A 16629-nucleotide genomic window follows, 5' to 3' on the forward strand; every position below is an offset into this window, starting at 1 on the left:
GGGTGATATATCTCCTTTTGTACCTCCACTTGTTGCTCAACGATTAGAAAAAAGAAAGAAAATATAATTAATTAATTTATGGCGTTAAAGATTATAGAAGAATGCATTAATTGTGATGTCTGCGAACCTGAGTGCCCGAATGATGCTATCTCTATGGGAGAATTAATTTATGAAATTGATCCTAATCGGTGTACCGAATGTGTGGGGAATTTTGATGAACCCCAATGCCGTCAGGTGTGTCCGGTGGATTGTATCTCTGTGGGAATCCCAGAATCTCAAGAAGTTTTAATGCAAAGGTATCAGCGGTTACAAACAAAGAAGAAATAGGATTTTAGATCCCGATGGGAGGGTTCTGCGTCTACGGGGATCTAAAAAAAATTATTTGGGTATTTTCTTTTCTTTGAAGGCTATATGCATTCCGCATTTGCCTGTTTCAGGATTCCAAGCTCGAGGATCAAATTTTTTGATGCTTAATTTTCTTTCAGTATTTCGTTTATTTTTTGTGGTTGTGTAATAGATATTCGTTGGTTTACCTGCTTTGGTTTTACCAGTTGACTGGAGCATTATTTTTTCACGAGGACTGACGGCCATGGATTAATCCTTTATTTACTTTACTTATTTTTTACGTTCACGGATTTTTTTAACTACTGCCTCAATACCCAACTTATCGATAATTCGCATTCCGTGAGTCGACACCGTCAGAGTTATAAAGCGTTTCTCTTCCGGCAGCCAGAACCGACGTTTTTTTAAATTGGGTAAAAACGGCGCTTGGTTTTATTGTTTGCATGGGAGACGTTGTTCCCGCTTTGGGGACGCTTCCCAGTCACTTGGCATACTCTTGCCATGACAGTGTTCTCCAAAATATGAATAATAACGCTCTAGTTTATATCAGAAATGCTGAATCAGCACAAGCACAAAGCGAGGATAATCCAACGGTATGATTACCTAGGGCCTATATTCACATTTTCCTAAATGATGACATGATCCAAAAAGTGCATCAATGAGTGTCAGTGCTTTTTTGAGATTTTTCTATGGCAACACGATTGGCTTGGCTCTGGGATACCCGAAGGGTGATTGTGGGCCATGATTAAAGCAGCGCTGTTATGATAGAGTGCCCGTTTAATGATTTCGCGAGGATGAATTGAGGCTTGATTAATCGAGCCATAGAATATTTTTTTAAACTAGATGATTCGATGTCGGCTGTCAAGGAAAAGGTAGCTAAAAACTTCATTTTCATGGTGACGCAATTGAGCGGAAAGAAAACGTTAGATATCTTGAGTGCAGAACAGATTGCCTTTGCGCGTCAATGATTCTTGAAAGATAGTGGCGTTGTATTTTTGCAGTGGCTTTTTTGAGTTGGCAGTAAACTGCTTCCCTACCCCTCGTAGGTCAGAAAGTAGCTTAAAATCACTATTTAAAAGATTCTTCAGATTTCCGGAATAGTAAGTCATTCACGTGCCAGCTCGACAGCATCGCAACCGCGGAACGCCTTTTTGCTTTTTTAAATGATTATAGCAATGAGTTTGGCATCCGAAAGAGTTTCAGCATTTCCCCGAAGGAGTTTTTCTTTTGGCCGTTCTGTTGGATAGCCATTTGGTGATTGGCATGGCTGTAAGTATAGAGAGCGAAAGTGAAGTCGCAATACCGGGATGGAAGAGCCCAGGAATTCCCTCAAGTCCTTCTTGTCAGCCAAGAACTGCAGAAAAGAATTGGAATGGCTTGTCTAGAATGGGAATAAACGGTACATTTTACCTTTTCACGGAGACGCGATGTCGCATTCGGTTCAAATAAAAATTTTGGATAAACGTCTGGGGGATCAGGTACCGTTACCGGCCTATGCAACGGCAGGTTCGGCGGGGCTTGATCTGCGGGCCTGTATCGATTATCCGCTTGAAATTCACCCTGGGGAAACTCGCCTGATCAGCACTGGATTGGCAATTCACCTGCGGGATCCTAATGTAGCAGCCACTATATTGCCCCGTTCTGGATTAGGGCACAAACATGGAATTGTGTTAGGGAATCTCGTTGGTTTAATTGATTCTGATTATCAAGGTCCACTAATGGTATCTTGCTGGAATCGCAGCAAAGTTCCCTACACTATCCAACCCGGAGAGCGAATTGCGCAATTAGTGATTGTTCCCATTTTAAAAGCGCAATTTGAAGTGGTTGAGGAGTTTGAGAATAGTGAACGAGGCATGGGTGGATTTGGAAGCTCCGGTCGACATTAATTCGGAAGCTAATCTGCCTGAGTCCGTTCCAGCAGATGTTTTTCGAGCCTATGATATTCGAGGTCCAGTCGGTGCGGGAGGACTTAATGCTGATGTTGCTTACCCTATTGGTTTAGCCATTGGTAGTGGAGCGCGAGAGCAAGGACAAAAGGCCATCGTCGTAGGTCGTGATGGACGATTATCCAGTCCCCAGCTAACAGCGGCTTTAGTACGAGGACTTTGTGAAACAGGCCTTACTGTTCTTAATATTGGGATAGTGCCTACTCCTCTTGTGTATTTTGCTACTAATTGGTTAGAAACGAATTCAGGGGTGATGGTTACCGCGAGCCATAACCCAGGACATCACAACGGTTTCAAAATTGTATTGGATGGAAAAACTTTAACGAGCCAGGGAATCGCTGCTCTGCGCACACGGATTCAAGAACGCCATTTTGTGAAGGGCACAGGAAAGCAGATCGATGTCGATATTGTTCAAGATTATGAAGACTTTATTTTAAAACAAATCCAATTAAAGCGTTGCTTAAAAATAGTGGTTGATTGCGGCAATGGAGTAGCTGGAAAGATTGCTCCTAATTTGTATCAAAAATTAGGTTGTGAGGTAATAGAACTCTTTTGTGAGGTGGATGGTCGATTCCCTAATCATCATCCAGACCCAACAATTCCCGAAAATTTAAGTGATTTAATCGATACGGTAAAAAAGACTTCATCAGATATAGGTTTAGCCTTTGATGGTGATGCTGATCGTTTGGGAGTGGTGACGAATAAGGGTGAAATTATTTGGCCCGACCGACAAATGATGCTTTTTTCAATGAACTTACTCTCGCGACTACCTGGTTCAGATATTATTTTCGATGTTAAATGTTCTCGCCACTTGCCCGAAATTATTAAAAAACATGGTGGAAACCCGATTATGTGGCGAACAGGGCATTCGGTTTTGAAAGCTAAATTATTTGAAATAAATGCACCTTTAGGAGGTGAAATGAGTGGGCATATCTTTTTTAAAGATGAATGGTTTGGTTTTGATGATGGCATTTATGTAGGGGCAAGGTTATTGCGTATTATTTCGCAACAAGACAAATCAGCGAGTGAAATATTTGCAAGTTTGCCTAACAGTATAAATACACCTGAATTAAAATTGCCTATGGCTGAAGAAGAGAAAGCGATTTTTATGCAAAAATTGGTTCATCAAGCGGATTTCGGTGAGGCGAAATTGATTACGCTGGATGGATTAAGGGTGGAATTTCAGCACAGATGGGGGTTAATTAGACCTTCTAATACCTCGCCGTATTTAATTTTGCGTTTTGAAGCAGATACAGAATCTGAATTAAAGCGTATTCAAGATATTTTTAGAACGCAATTGCTCAAGGTGGATAACACTTTAACGCTTCCTTTCTAAGGGTCCCAATTTTTGGGATCTTTATTCCAAGCTAATGCTTTTTGTCTCTCTTCTTCAGTGATATAGCCTTCAGAAACAGCAACTTTGATCAATGTCTTGAAATCGGAAAGAGTATAATAATTAAGGTTAGCGTTTGCAAAATTTTGTTGCGCATTAGATAATTGGTAAGAAAAAATAGTAATACAATCCTTAACAGTGGCAAATTGGCAAAGTGCAAGGCTAGCAGCGATGGCGCTTTTCCCAATACTAATTAGGTCTTCGACCACAAGTACCTTTTGCCCTTGCTCCAAATTACCCTCAATTTGATTTTTTTTCCATGAATTTTTGATTTATCTCTCACATATACCATTGGTAAGTTTAATCGATCCGCAATCCAAGCTGCATGGGGTATGCCTGCCGTGGCAGTACCCGCTATAACATCGAATTGTAAATGGTTTTCTTCAATTAAGTGTAATAAAGCATCGATAACTCTCTTGCGTTTTTCTGGGTAAGAAATGATTAGACGGTTATCACAGTAGATAGGAGATAGCAGCCCCGAGGAATAACGATAAGGTTCTCGTAAATTTAAAGTAACAGCCTTGATATCGAGTAGTATTTTTGCTATTTCTGTAGCCTGATTCATAAAATACCTTTTTATTTTCTTTCTTTTTCCGTAGGAAAAAGAGAACAGGAACAGATGTAATGATATTAATTTAAACATTAAACTGAGAAGAGAACAACTATGCGCATTATCACTTTAAATACTAACGGTATCCGTTCCGCTGCCCGTAAAGGATTTTTTGACTGGCTTAAGACCCAGAATGCTGACGTAGTTTGTCTTCAAGAGATAAAGGCTTGTCTGGATATCACCAATGGAGATCAATTTCATCCCGAAGGGTACTATTGCTATTATCATGATGCTCAAAAAAGTGGTTACAGTGGGGTAGGAATCTTTTGTCGCGAGAAACCAAAACGAGTAGTGAGACATTTGGGTTGGGAACAGGCTGATAAAGAGGGACGTTACATTCAAGTAGATTTCGATTCGTTAAGTGTAGTCTCATTGTACATGCCATCCAGCACAACAGGAGAGCAGAGACAAAAAATTAAATTTGAATTTATGAAATATTATATGAAACAATTAAAAAATATGCGTCGTGTGAAAGGTTCTTTTATTATTTGTGGTGATTGGAATATTGTGCATAAAGAAATTGATATTAAAAATTTTAAAGGTAATCGGAAAAATTCTGGTTGTCTCCCCGAAGAGCGTGCTGGATAGATGAAGTATTTACTAAAGTAGGAATGGTAGATGCTTTTCGTGTGCTTAATAAGGAGCCTGATCAATATACTTGGTGGTCAAGTCGTGGGCGTTCGTGGGAGAAAAACGTCGGGTGGCGAATTGATTATCAAATCATTACTCCAGATTTAAAAAATTGTGTGAAATCGGTAAATATTTATAAAGCACAACGATTTTCTGATCATGCTCCCCTGATTATTGATTATGATTGTTAATTGTTTTAGACAGTTTTTTCGAGCAAAGCAAGTCATTCGCTAATATATTTAGCCTTTAATTATTGATTCTCATTCCATCGATCAAGTATACAATGCTAGCCTCAATAGGCTGGCCAAAAAAAATTTCGCCGATGCGAGAAAATCGTTCGGGGGAGTCGGTAACTAAAAAAGTCAGCTGAGGACTTTGAGCAGTACTTTCTAGATTCATTTTTTGAGTAATTGATTTTACTGCCATTGCAGTTGCCGTTGCTGAATTAATAATATTTATTTCGCTTCCCAAGATTGCAGTTAAGGATTCAATAAAAACGGGAAAATGAGTGCATCCTAAAATAACAGAATCGCATTGCTGATGATCATTAATAATCGGCTCCAAATATTGTTTTGCAACAAGTCTCGCAATTTCGTTGTTAATACAACCTTCCTCCGCCAACGCCACAAATAACCCACAGGTTTGACTACTAATTTTAATTTCGGGGTTTAATGTGAGAATCGTTTTCTGGTAGATTCCCGACTGAATAGTAGTTTCAGTAGCGAGCAGAGCCACTCGATTATTCTTGGTGGCGCTAATAGCTGCCCGTGCTCCTGGTTCGACAACGCCGATAATGGGAATATCGGGAAATTGCATTTTAAGAAATGGAAGTGTCGCCGTGGAGGCTGTGTTGCAAGCTACTACTAATAATTTAATTCCTTGAGCGACCAGAAGGGACGCCATTTGAGCGGCATAACGCGTGACCGTTTCGCGACTCTTGGTACCGTAGGCAACCGTGCCGTATCGCCCAAGTAAATAAAAGATTCATAAGGTAAATGGTTAACGAGTTCTCGCAAGACTGTGAGTCCACCCATCCCTGAATCGAAGACACCAATAGGGAGTTGATTCCTTGCGATATACTTTTCCACTAGCTTTTCCTTAAAGCTTCTTCTTGTTTTCCGATAATATTTTTAATGCCTTGGCGCGCAAGATCAATCAACGCCTCTAATTCTTGGGGATGGAAAGCATCTCCTTCTGCAGTACCTTGAATTTCAATAAAGGCATCGTTGTCGGTCATTACGATATTCATATCTGTATGAGCATTCGAATCTTCGGTATAATCGAGATCCAAAACGGGCGTACCGTTATAAATCCCGACAGAAACAGCTGCGACTAAATGTTTAAGAGGATCTGTTTGTAAGATACCTTTTCTCTGTAAATACCGCAATGCTTGTACCATAGCGACACAGCCCCCATTGATAGCTGCCGTTCGAGTTCCGCCATCTGCTTGAATGACATCGCAATCAAGGATAATGGTGTAAGAACCTAGTAATTTTAAATCGAGAGCGGCACGTAAGGAACGGCCAATTAACCGTTGGATTTCCACTGTTCGCCCACCTTGCTTACCACGTACGGCTTCACGTTCCATACGGCTATGGGTAGAGCGAGGTAACATTCCATATTCGGCAGTTAACCACCCTTGCTCGATATTTTTAAGAAAACGGGGAACGCCCTCGACGATACTAGCAGTGCAGATTACTTTGGTCTGTCCCATCTCAACAAGAACAGAACCTTCGGAGTAAGGAGTAAACTGAGTAGTGAAGGAAAGGGAGCGCAACTCATTCGTTGCTCGCTTACTTGGGCGCATGACTACCTCTTAATTATTTTTTAGATGAATCTGAGGGGTTTATATACCACACTATCGTTTGTTAGATAATAAACAAGCTGAAAAAACACCTAGTCAGAATTCGCAGAAATCTCTTCCCATCGCAAATTTGAGCCGCTATCCGTCCGATTCCTATGTTATTATGTTCTCCATCGTTAGTGCGTGTTTAGGATTTTGTACGGTTGCAAGCACGACTACTTTCGCCCGGCGTTCTTATGAAGTCAGCTGGGGGAGATTAACGTAGGAAATTCAAACTGTAAATCACCGTTATTTAGAAGTCACTTTACGTATGCCACATTTTCTGCGTGATTTTGAACAGTCCTCGGGGGAAATTATTCAAAATTATTTAAGTCTCGGTAAAATAGAAGCGATATTACGCTTTCAGCCCGGCCAAAAAGCTTCTATTGAAGTTAGCGTTAATCAGGCCCTTACAGAACGGTTGGCCAAGGCTAGTGAGGCCCGTTCTTACCTTTTTCTATTCGGCTACCGTTAACGCAATGGATGTATTAGCGTAGCCCGGAATATTACAAACAAAAGAAACCGAAGTGCATAGGAAGGGCTATTTCGGATCTGCTAAAAAGCACTTTAGATGAATGTGTGAGGGTGCGCCAGAGAGAAGGTAAGGAACTTCAACTCTTTTGGGAAGACCGTCTTAAAATTAGTAAAAAATTAATTTCTTCCATTAAAAAACGTATGCCTATTTTACTAAAAGCTGCGCGAGAAAGAATGATAGTTCGCTTTGAAGAATTAGCCGTAGGTTTAGACAAAGAACGTTTAGAGCAAGAAATGTTATGGCTAGCTCAGAAAGTAGACATTACTGAAGAACTGAAACGCTTAGAGACGTATATTAATGAGGTTAAACGAGTGCTTGATCAAAGTGAAGTAGTGGGGGCGCCGCTTGGATTTTTTGATGTAGGAATTAAATCGAGAAGCAAACACTTTGGGAAATAAATCAATCGATGCCAGCGTTTCGCAGGCAGTCATTGAACTAAAAGCTCAGATTGAACAAATGCGCGAACAGGTACAAGATATTGCATAAAGGACACAAAGCGAATCTTTTTGTTATATCGGCTCCTTCTGGTGCGGGGAAGACCAGTTTGGTTCGTGCCTTAGTAAACGAATTGGATGAAATAAAAATTTCCGTTTCTCATACCACTCGACCATTGCGGCCCGGTGATCGGGAAGGTGTAGATTATTTCTTTGTCGACGAAGATCAATTTCAGACGATGATAAAAGATGGTGCTTTTCTAGAGTATGCTACGATTTATGGATACCATTATGGGACTGCCCGCGAATGGGTTCTCGAGCGATTAAAAGCGGGGGAGGATGTTTTATTAGAAATTGATTGGCAGGGTGCTAAACAAATACGAAAGTTATTTCCACCTGTGCTTACCATTTTTATTCTACCCCCCTCTTCGCAGGCTTTGCGAGAACGCCTGATTAAGCGACGCCAAGATAAAAGTATTGTTATTGACCAGCGATTGGCAATGGCTCGCGAAGAGATGACTTATTATACAGATTTCGATTATCTTGTAGTCAATGATGATTTTAATCAAGCAGTCCAAAGCCTAGTTCACATTATTAATGCTGAACGATTGCAGCGATACGTACAAGAGGAAAAGTTGGCAGGGCTTCTGGCAGAGCTATTGAAAAAGCAGTAAAATAACTTTTTTGAGGAACAGTTAAATAATTTTCTTAAATAAAGAGGTCTCTCCATGGCACGCGTAACCGTTGAAGATTGCCTTCAATACGTTGAAAATCGCTTTGATCTCGTCTTAAAAGCAGCAAAGCGAGCACATATACTGGAATTAGGCGGGGCTGATCCTATGGTTCCACGAGATAATGATAAGCCCACCGTTATCGCGCTTCGGGAAATTGCTGCTGGATACGATGTTACGCAAGACGTTGAAGCTCAAGCCGAAAAAGAAGAAGTGAAAAAATCTAACACTATTTTGCCTGTCGCAAGTCCTGTGGCCGATTCGCAACTTAGAGAAGAGGACTAAGGCGAAACACCTCTATTCTGTAAGGAGGAAGTCTTGCGCCCCTTCAAAAAGTTACGACGAAAGCTCGATTACTTGAGTGACGAACAAATCGATTCTATCCATCGAGCCTATTTGATGGCTCAGAAAGCTCATCGTGGTCAAAAACGCCGAACAGGTGAACCTTATATTAGTCATCCCGTGGCTGTTGCCTGCATTTTGGCCGAAATGAAAATGGACTATCAAATCATTATGGCGGCTTTATTGCATGATGTTATCGAAGACACGCCCATCGAAAAAAACATAATTGCCGAAGGATTTGGGGAAGAAGTTGCTGAACTTGTCGATGGTGTAAGCAAGTTAACCCAAATTGAATTTGTTAGCCGTGCTGAAGCCCAAGCAGAAAATTTTCGAAAAATGGTTTTGGCTATGGCGCGCGATATTCGTGTGATTATCGTTAAATTAGCAGATCGTTTGCATAACATGCGTACTCTGGGTTCACTTCATTCACAAAAACGAAGACGGATTGCGCGAGAAACTTTAGGTATTTTTGCACCAATTGCTAAACGACTTGGGATTCGTGAATTATCAGTTGAATTAGAAGAGCTAGGATTTGCCGCGCTTTACCCAATGCGTTATCGAGTTTTGAAAGATGCTGTTCGAAAAGCTCGGGGTAATCGAAAAAAAATGCTCGATTTAATTGAAAAAACCCTAGATGAGGGTTTAAGTCGAAGTAATTTGTCTTCCTACACAATAACGGGTCGGGAAAAACATTTGTATAGTATTTATCACAAAATGCACACTAAGCATATTCCCTTTAATGAAATTATGGATATGTATGCTTTTAGAATCATCATGGATGACCTTGATTCCTGTTATCGCGCATTGGGAATTATTCACGGATTGTTTAAACCTGTGCCAGAGCGTTTTAAAGATTATATCGCTATTCCAAAAGCCAATGGCTATCAATCGTTGCATACCACGCTTTTTGGACCCTATGGTTTGCCTATTGAAGTGCAAATTCGCACTGCGGAAATGGATCGAATGGCAACTACAGGTATTGCTGCACATTGGCTTTATAAAACGACCGATACTCCTCTTACTGAATCACAAATACGTGCTAAAGCTTGGGTAAAGAATTTATTGGAATTGCAGGAAGATGCGCTAAATCCTCTGGAATTTATAGAAAATGTAAAAATCGATTTATTTCGTGAAGAAGTATATGTCTTTACTCCGCGGGGAGATATTATGGAATTGCCAGCTGGCGCTACTGCAATCGATTTTGCCTATGCCGTTCATACGGATATTGGAAATAATTGCGTCGCCGTGAAAATCGATCGACATATGGCTCCTTTATCGATTCGACTTGCCAATGGGCAAACGGTAGAAGTGATCACTTCGGAATCGGGCCGGCCTAATCCTGCATGGTTAGACTTTGTAGTAACAAGTAAAGCGCGAAGTAGTATTCGTCAATTTTTAAAAATGCAACGGCGTTCAGAGTCCGTTTCTTTAGGAAACAATTGTTGAAAAAGGCCCTTGAAAATTATGCGCTTTCTCTAAAAAAATATCGCAACGAACTATCGACTTTACTTTAAAAGAAATGCAATTGAAGTCATTTGACGATTTGTTAGAGGAAATTGGCCTCGGTAATCGCGTAGCTGTCTTAGTAGTGCAACGATTGGCGGCTGTGGCCAAAGAAGCTGAAGCGGAAACAGAAATGCCACCTACTTCTGAGACACCGTTGGTGATCAAGGGTACAGAGGGAATGCTTGTTAATTTCGCAGTGTGCTGTTATCCCATTCCCGGTGATCCCATTGTAGGTGTTATTGATGTTGGCAAAGGAATTTTGGTTCACATGGAACATTGTTCTTCGATTTCAAAAGTGCGGCATCTACTGGATCGATGTATTCCTCTGCGGTGGTCGGAAAAAGCCAAAGAAATATTTCCGACGGTAGTCCGTGTTCAAGTTGTTAACGAACGGGGGGCCCTGGCTATGTTAGCTTTAGCTTTTTCGGAGTCTGAAGCTAATATTGAAGACATTACGGTAGAAGAACGTGAAGGTTTACATTATATTGTTATGTTTCGTATTTCTGTGCGAGACCGTGCACATCTCGCGAAAGTTTTAAGAAGGTTACGTCAAGTCAAACAAGTGGTTAAAATTATACGTCGGTTTGGTTAAACGTATAATAGGAGGATTTTAGAGATGAAACAAATAATTGGAACTAACAAGGCACCACATGCCATCGGTATCTATTCCCAAGCGATTAAGGCTGGTAACACTGTCTATTTTTCAGGTCAAATTCCTCTTGATCCTGAAACTATGGAAATGGTTCAGGGTAACTTTAAAGAACACGTTCATCGTGTTTTTAAAAATATTGCTGCGGTTGCTGAGGCGGCGGGTGGGAGTCTTTCTCAAATTGTAAAATTAACTATTTATTTGGTGAATATAGAAAATTTTTCTGTAGTCAATGAAGTGATGAAAGAATATTACGAAGAACCTTATCCTGCGCGAACCATAGTTGTAGTTAAGCAATTACCAAAAAATGCGTTGGTAGAAATGGATGCACTCATGGTGTTGGGAGAATGAGACAACGTGCTCTATGAAATTCCTGTTGCTTCGTTAAGAGGCGTTGGGCCTAAAATGACTGAACTTTTAGCTAGTCTTAACATTCATACTCTCCAAGACCTTTTGTTTCATTTACCGTTACGATATGAAGATCGAACTCGATTAACGTCATTGGGTGCATTGCGGCACGGTGATCAAACAACTATTGAGGGTTTTATTGAATTTACGAATATCAATTATGGTCGAAGACGAAGTTTGCATTGTTGCATCGGGGATGGAACGGGATCTCTCATCCTACGATTCTATCATTTTAATTCTCAACAATACCAACAATTAATGAAACGAGGATTGCGATTGAAGTGTTTTGGTACGGCTCGGCAGAATTATCAAGGTCGATTGGAAATGGTTCATCCAGAATATCGGGTGGTTAACGCAACTATTCCTATTCCCACCGAAGAGAATTTAACTGCTGTATACCCAACTACGAAAGGATTACCGCAAACTAAATTACGCGATTTATTATCTCAAGCATTGAATTATTTAAAAAAACGAGATGTTTTTGAAGAATTATTTTCAGAATCTTTGCGTCAAGAATTTAATTTGCCAACCTTAATAGCTTCATTGCTCTATGTACATTGTCCTCCTTCGAATGCCCCTCTTAAATTGTTAAAAGCAGGCAAACATCCGGCACAACAACGATTAATTATTGAAGAATTAGTAGCGCAACAGATTGAGCTTCTGAAATTACGTTCACGTGCAAAAATGTATTTGGCGCCGGTTTTAAATTTAGAAGCAGAGAAAGAGAATAAATTACGTCAAGCATTACCGTTTAAACTAACAGCAGCCCAAGAGCGTGTTATTTCTGAAATTAATGAAGATTTAAAGCGATCGCATCCTATGCAGCGATTAGTGCAGGGGGATGTAGGTTCAGGCAAAACTATTGTGGCAGCGATGGCAATTATCAAAGTAGTGGAAAACGGCTATCAATGTGCTGTAATGGTGCCGACAGAAATATTAGCCGAGCAACATCATCGTGCCTTTCAAAAATGGTTAAACCCTTTGGGAATTCAAGTAGGGTGGCTGACTGGGAGTTTAAATAATTCAGCGCGAGAACAGACATTACAGAAAATACGTCAGGGCGAGGATCAAGTGATTGTGGGAACCCACGCGCTTTTTCAAGAAGATGTGGCTTTTCTTAAATTGGGTTTGATTGTTATCGACGAGCAACATCGCTTTGGGGTTCATCAACGATTAGCTTTGAAAGAGAAAGGGAGTAATAATTCTATCTATCCGCATCAATTAATCATGACAGCCACGCCCATCCCGCGAACCTTGGCGTTAACGGCCTATGCGAATTTTGATGTCTCTACGATTGATGAATTGCCTTCCGGAAGAAAGCCTATTACTACTGTTTTAATGTCTAATGCGCGACGCAATGAAGTGATTGCTCGAATTAAACAAAATTGCGAACAGGGTAAGCAAGCCTATTGGGTTTGTACATTAATTGAAGATTCTGAAATGTTGCAATGCGAAGCCGCAGAAGCCACGTATCAAAAATTGCGACAATTACTAAATCATTTGACCGTAGGGCTGATTCATGGACGATTAAGTAGGAATGAAAAAGACGCGGTTATGATGGACTTTAAAGCAGGCGGCATTGATTTATTAGTTGCAACAACGGTAGTTGAAGTCGGTGTGGATGTGCCTAACGCGAGTTTAATAATAATAGAAAATGCAGAGCGGTTGGGTCTTGCCCAAATTCATCAATTGCGAGGTCGGGTAGGACGCGGGAAAGATAAAAGTTATTGCGTTTTACTGTATCAAAAACCACTGTCACAATACGCGCGCGATCGCTTGATTTTACTACGTAATTCACAAGACGGGTTTGTAGTAGCCCAAAAGGACCTTGAATTGCGAGGACCCGGAGAATTATTGGGAACGCGGCAGGCTGGAATGCTACCGTTTCGTATTACAGATTTAATTCGGGACCAATGTTTATTATCTCGAGCACAATCAATTGCTACCCGAATGCTCGATCAATATCCGCTTCAGGCTACTCGATTATTACAGCGCTGGTTGAGGAATGCCGAAACCTATGTAGAAGTCTAATAGTAACCTCTTGCTTTTTTAATTATTATCGAACTTATTTCTATTTAAATTAACGACAGACAAAGGTTTTTTCACTCAAAAACTAAATTGAATCCTTAAAACAAGTTTCAAAGCCGCGTCGCTTTATTCAGAAAAATTTTATTATTTCAGTCGACGTTCTCTATTTTTTTGTGAAGCAATGTTAAAGATGAACTCATCGGTTTAGCCACTTTTTAGAGTTTTATTTTTTATTGCAACTTAACTAATAACTAACTATTATAAAATAAACTTAATTTCTTAATTCTTAAATTATTTATTCTTAAATTATTTTTAAAATAAATAAAGCTTGAAAACAAATTTTCTTTAAAAAAATTAAAAAGGTTGCATTAAGAGAGAAGTTGCTATTAGAATAGGTTCGCTCTTTGCAGCAATATTAATTTATCAATAGGGGAAATTTAATGTCGGTAAAAAAATTAATAACATTCGCTACTGCTGGTATTGCTAGCGTCGGTGTTACTTCCGCTGTAGTAGCTGGCGGTCCTGATTATGTACCTGCTCCGAGCTATGCAGGTGTTTATGTTGAAGGTAATGTGGGTTATGTCTATCGTCCCTGGAAAAGTGATGTAACGACTCTACCCGGTACACTCAACAATTTGGGCGTTCTTTCAAGCTCTTCCCGAGAAAATGGTGGCTTTACTTTTGGTGGTGATTTAGGTTATCAATTTAACCAATATTTTGCTGTTGAAGGTGGTTGGTTCTATTTGCCTAAAGCAAAATTTACTATTAATCCAACAACCTTTACAATTAAAGGTGGCATTCCTTATGCAGCATTGAAGGCTATGGCACCTATTTACGAAAATACTTATGTATTTGGTAAGTTAGGTGTTGCTTATACCTACAATCAATCCAGTTCTGCTTCAGTAACCTCAGACCTGATTAACTTTATCAGTCCTCGTTCAAACTACTGGAATCCATTGTTTTCTGTCGGCGTTCAATACTACTTCACGCCAAATTGGTCTGTGAACGCTCAATATACGTTCGTACCAGGTTACCGAAGTGCTTCCTCCAGTCACTTCGTAACACCTGTTGCGGACCTCTTTACCGTTGGTATTGGTTACAAATTCTTAATGTAATCAAAACAGTATCGGAAAAGGGGGGCTTTTGCCCCCTTTTTTTGGCTTGAAATTCGTCGTCTTGCCTTATGTTAAGCTTTGAGTAAAACCTTTCTAGGAGTCACGTAATGTCTTTTCAACCCCAAACGGAAATTTTGTCGTTCGAAGCTGAGGTTAAGCAGTTATTGCACCTGGTAGCGCATTCCCTTTACAGCAACGATGAAATCTTTTTACGAGAATTGATTTCCAACAGCTCCGATGCAGAGAATAAGTTAGATTACCAAGCCCTTTCGGATGCAACTTTATATGAAGGCGATGCCGAATTAAAAATTTGGGTTGATATTGATAAAGACAGTCGCACCATTATCATTCGTGATAATGGCATCGGTATGAATCGAGAGGAAGTGATTGAAAATTTAGGCACTATTGCTAAATCGGGAACACGTGCTTTTCGTGAATTATTAACAGAAAAAAACGCCGAGGAGTCTCAATTAATTGGTCAATTTGGCGTAGGTTTTATTCGGCTTTTATTGTGGCTGATCACGTCATAGTGCGCACACGGCGAGCAGGTATGAAAGCAAACCAGAGTGTTGAATGGAAATCAAATGGGAAAGGTGAATATACCATTAAAAACATTAATAAATCTTCGCGTGGGACTGAAGTTATTTTGCACCTTAAAAAAGAGAAAGAAGAGTTTTTAGACTCCATGCGTTTACGTTCGATTATTACTAAATATTCTGATCATATTTTACGTCCTATTGTAATGAAAAAAATAACCATTAAGGAGGATGAGGTTAAAAATAAGAAAGAACCTGAAGAAGAGGTTGTTAATCGTGCAAATGCCTTATGGACATTACCTAAAGATAAAATTAAAGAAGAAGAATATAAAGAACTTTACAAACATATTGCTCATGATTTTGAAGATCCATTAGCTTGGGCTTACAATCGAGTTGAAGGTAAATTAGAATATACAACTTTACTATATATCCCAGCGCGAGCACCATTTGACCTTTGGAATCGTGAAGGTCAGCACGGACTCAAATTATATGTCAAACATGTTTTCATAATGGATGACGCTGAACATTTCATGCCAATGTATCTTCGCTTCGTTAAAGGAATTGTGGATTCAAACGATTTACCTCTAAATATTTCGCGAGAATTATTACAATCTAACGAGATCATTAACAAAATTAAAGCGGGTTGCGTCAAACGTGTATTAAGTCTTTTAGAAGAACTCACTAACGATAAAGAGAAATATGCGAAATTTTGGAGAGCATTCGGTCAGCTTTTAAAAGAAGGTCCAGCAGAAGATTTTGCTAATCGTGATCGGATTGCTAATTTGTTACGTTTTGCTTCAACTCATAATAATAATGAAGAAGAAAATGTTTCGCTGAAAGATTACATTAATCGACTGAAACCGGAGCAAGATAAAATCTATTATATTATTGCAGATACCTATTTAGCTGCAAAAAATAGTCCCTTACTTGAAGTCTTTCAAAAAAAAGGAATAGAAGTTTTGTTGATGCATGATCGCGTGGATGAATGGCTCGTTGCATATCTAGCAGAATTTGAAGGAAAATCCTTACAATCAGTAGCTAAAGGAGCTTTAGATTTAAGTGAATTAGAAAAAGAAGAAGTCCAAAAAGCGGAAAAAGAATTAGACGACATACTCAAACAATTAAAAGAAACTCTAGGTGAAAAAGTAAAAGAAGTTCGTTTCACGAATCGATTAACTGATTCACCCAGCTGTGTGGTTTTGATCAAAATGAAATGAGTGGTCATTTGCAACGTTTATTGTTACAAACAGGTCAAGAGTTTATTCAAACAAAACCTATTTTAGAAATTAATCCTACTCATCCTTTGATTTTACGTCTAAAAAGTGAGTCAAACAAAAAGCGCTTAAATCGTTGGGTCGAGTTATTGCTCAATCAAGCACTTTTGGCAGAAGGAGAGCAACTTAAAAATCCGGCTGAATTTGTGAAAGCGGTAAACGAATTATTATTAGATTCATAAATAGTATTTAAATTGAACACTAATTGCTTATTTTTTAAGCAAGAATAAATTAATTTTGAACCAAAAAAACCTATTAAAAAACCTATTATTTAATGTTTTTTTATTAAAACTAAGTGTTGACATTT

General features: G+C 39.5%; 13 protein-coding genes and 7 pseudogenes. 14 read left to right on the forward strand and 6 right to left on the reverse strand.

The genetic code is table 11. The features are described 5' to 3' along the window. The first annotated feature begins 78 nt into the window (after positions 1-78). Positions 79-327: a YfhL family 4Fe-4S dicluster ferredoxin gene (locus B1F79_RS00005; RefSeq protein ID WP_048875539.1), complete on the forward strand. Its 249-nt coding sequence runs from the start codon at positions 79-81 to the stop codon at positions 325-327. Between the two features lie 51 nt (positions 328-378). On the opposite strand, the gene rpmG is transcribed toward B1F79_RS00005, so the two are convergent. The 3 genes and pseudogenes from rpmG to radC form a co-directional block, all read right to left on the reverse strand. After that, positions 379-591, reverse strand: a complete 213-nt coding sequence (gene rpmG, locus B1F79_RS00010) for a 50S ribosomal protein L33 (RefSeq protein ID WP_251365483.1) — start codon at positions 589-591, stop codon at positions 379-381. Between the two features lie 24 nt (positions 592-615). After that, positions 616-845: pseudogene (rpmB, locus tag B1F79_RS06665) on the reverse strand (50S ribosomal protein L28). Positions 846-1040: 195 nt separating this feature from the next. Then, positions 1041-1642, reverse strand: a pseudogene (radC, locus tag B1F79_RS06510) (RadC family protein); the annotation flags it as partial. 127 nt (positions 1643-1769) lie between these two features. Between radC and dut the strand changes: the two are divergent. Further along, positions 1770-2228 carry a dUTP diphosphatase gene (gene dut / locus B1F79_RS00030; RefSeq protein WP_251365485.1) on the forward strand — a complete coding sequence of 153 codons (459 nt, stop codon included), beginning with the start codon at positions 1770-1772 and terminating at the stop codon, positions 2226-2228. Then, positions 2224-3624: a phosphomannomutase/phosphoglucomutase gene (locus B1F79_RS00035; protein ID WP_372443082.1), complete on the forward strand. Its 1401-nt coding sequence runs from the start codon at positions 2224-2226 to the stop codon at positions 3622-3624. The genes dut and B1F79_RS00035 overlap by 5 nt, the downstream gene beginning before the upstream one ends. On the opposite strand, the pseudogene pyrE reads toward B1F79_RS00035, so the two are convergent. Continuing rightward, positions 3621-4246, reverse strand: a pseudogene (pyrE, locus tag B1F79_RS06515) (orotate phosphoribosyltransferase). The gene B1F79_RS00035 and the pseudogene pyrE overlap by 4 nt on opposite strands. A gap of 99 nt (positions 4247-4345) precedes the next feature. On the opposite strand from pyrE, the pseudogene B1F79_RS00045 reads away from it, so the two are divergent. Then, positions 4346-5112 (forward strand): annotated as a pseudogene (locus B1F79_RS00045) (exodeoxyribonuclease III). A 55-nt stretch (positions 5113-5167) separates the two neighbouring features. Here the strand turns inward: B1F79_RS00045 and murI are convergent. Together murI and rph are read right to left on the reverse strand one after the other, a co-directional pair. Next, positions 5168-5955: pseudogene (gene murI / locus B1F79_RS00050) on the reverse strand (glutamate racemase). Positions 5956-6008: 53 nt separating this feature from the next. Then, the gene (gene rph / locus B1F79_RS00055; RefSeq protein WP_251365486.1) at positions 6009-6728 is read right to left on the reverse strand and encodes a ribonuclease PH; all 720 of its coding nucleotides are present in this window, start codon (positions 6726-6728) and stop codon (positions 6009-6011) included. A 265-nt stretch (positions 6729-6993) separates the two neighbouring features. Between rph and B1F79_RS00060 the strand changes: the two genes are divergently transcribed. The 10 genes and pseudogenes from B1F79_RS00060 to htpG all read left to right on the forward strand — a co-directional run bounded on the left by B1F79_RS00060 (position 6994) and on the right by htpG (position 16504). Next, entirely contained in the window at positions 6994-7239 is a 246-nt protein-coding gene (locus tag B1F79_RS00060; RefSeq protein WP_308159706.1) for a YicC/YloC family endoribonuclease, read from the forward strand. A gap of 110 nt (positions 7240-7349) precedes the next feature. After that, the gene (locus tag B1F79_RS06520; RefSeq protein WP_251365488.1) at positions 7350-7697 is read left to right on the forward strand and encodes an endoribonuclease YicC domain-containing protein; all 348 of its coding nucleotides are present in this window, start codon (positions 7350-7352) and stop codon (positions 7695-7697) included. Continuing rightward, positions 7687-7785, forward strand: coding sequence for an endoribonuclease YicC domain-containing protein (locus tag B1F79_RS00070; protein ID WP_251365489.1), 99 nt, complete (start codon positions 7687-7689; stop codon positions 7783-7785). Before B1F79_RS06520 ends, B1F79_RS00070 begins: the two co-directional genes overlap by 11 nt. After that, complete coding sequence (gene gmk / locus B1F79_RS00075; protein WP_251365490.1) at positions 7778-8407, forward strand: guanylate kinase; 630 nt, start codon at positions 7778-7780, stop codon at positions 8405-8407. Before B1F79_RS00070 ends, gmk begins: the two co-directional genes overlap by 8 nt. A 54-nt stretch (positions 8408-8461) precedes the next feature. Then, positions 8462-8749 (forward strand): DNA-directed RNA polymerase subunit omega, encoded by a 288-nt coding sequence (gene rpoZ, locus B1F79_RS00080; protein WP_251365491.1) that lies wholly within the window; start codon positions 8462-8464, stop codon positions 8747-8749. 33 nt (positions 8750-8782) lie between these two features. Next, positions 8783-10904 (forward strand): annotated as a pseudogene (gene spoT, locus B1F79_RS00085) (bifunctional GTP diphosphokinase/guanosine-3',5'-bis pyrophosphate 3'-pyrophosphohydrolase). A 24-nt stretch (positions 10905-10928) separates the two neighbouring features. Next, positions 10929-11312 carry a RidA family protein gene (locus B1F79_RS00090; RefSeq protein ID WP_251365492.1) on the forward strand — a complete coding sequence of 128 codons (384 nt, stop codon included), beginning with the start codon at positions 10929-10931 and terminating at the stop codon, positions 11310-11312. Between the two features lie 6 nt (positions 11313-11318). Next, positions 11319-13400 carry an ATP-dependent DNA helicase RecG gene (gene recG / locus B1F79_RS00095; protein ID WP_251365493.1) on the forward strand — a complete coding sequence of 694 codons (2082 nt, stop codon included), beginning with the start codon at positions 11319-11321 and terminating at the stop codon, positions 13398-13400. Positions 13401-13837: 437 nt separating this feature from the next. Next, positions 13838-14512 (forward strand): outer membrane beta-barrel protein, encoded by a 675-nt coding sequence (locus B1F79_RS00100; protein WP_251365494.1) that lies wholly within the window; start codon positions 13838-13840, stop codon positions 14510-14512. Positions 14513-14619: 107 nt separating this feature from the next. Then, positions 14620-16504 (forward strand): annotated as a pseudogene (gene htpG / locus B1F79_RS00105) (molecular chaperone HtpG). Positions 16505-16629: the final 125 nt, after the last annotated feature.

Source organism: Coxiella-like endosymbiont of Rhipicephalus sanguineus (genome assembly GCF_018687865.1).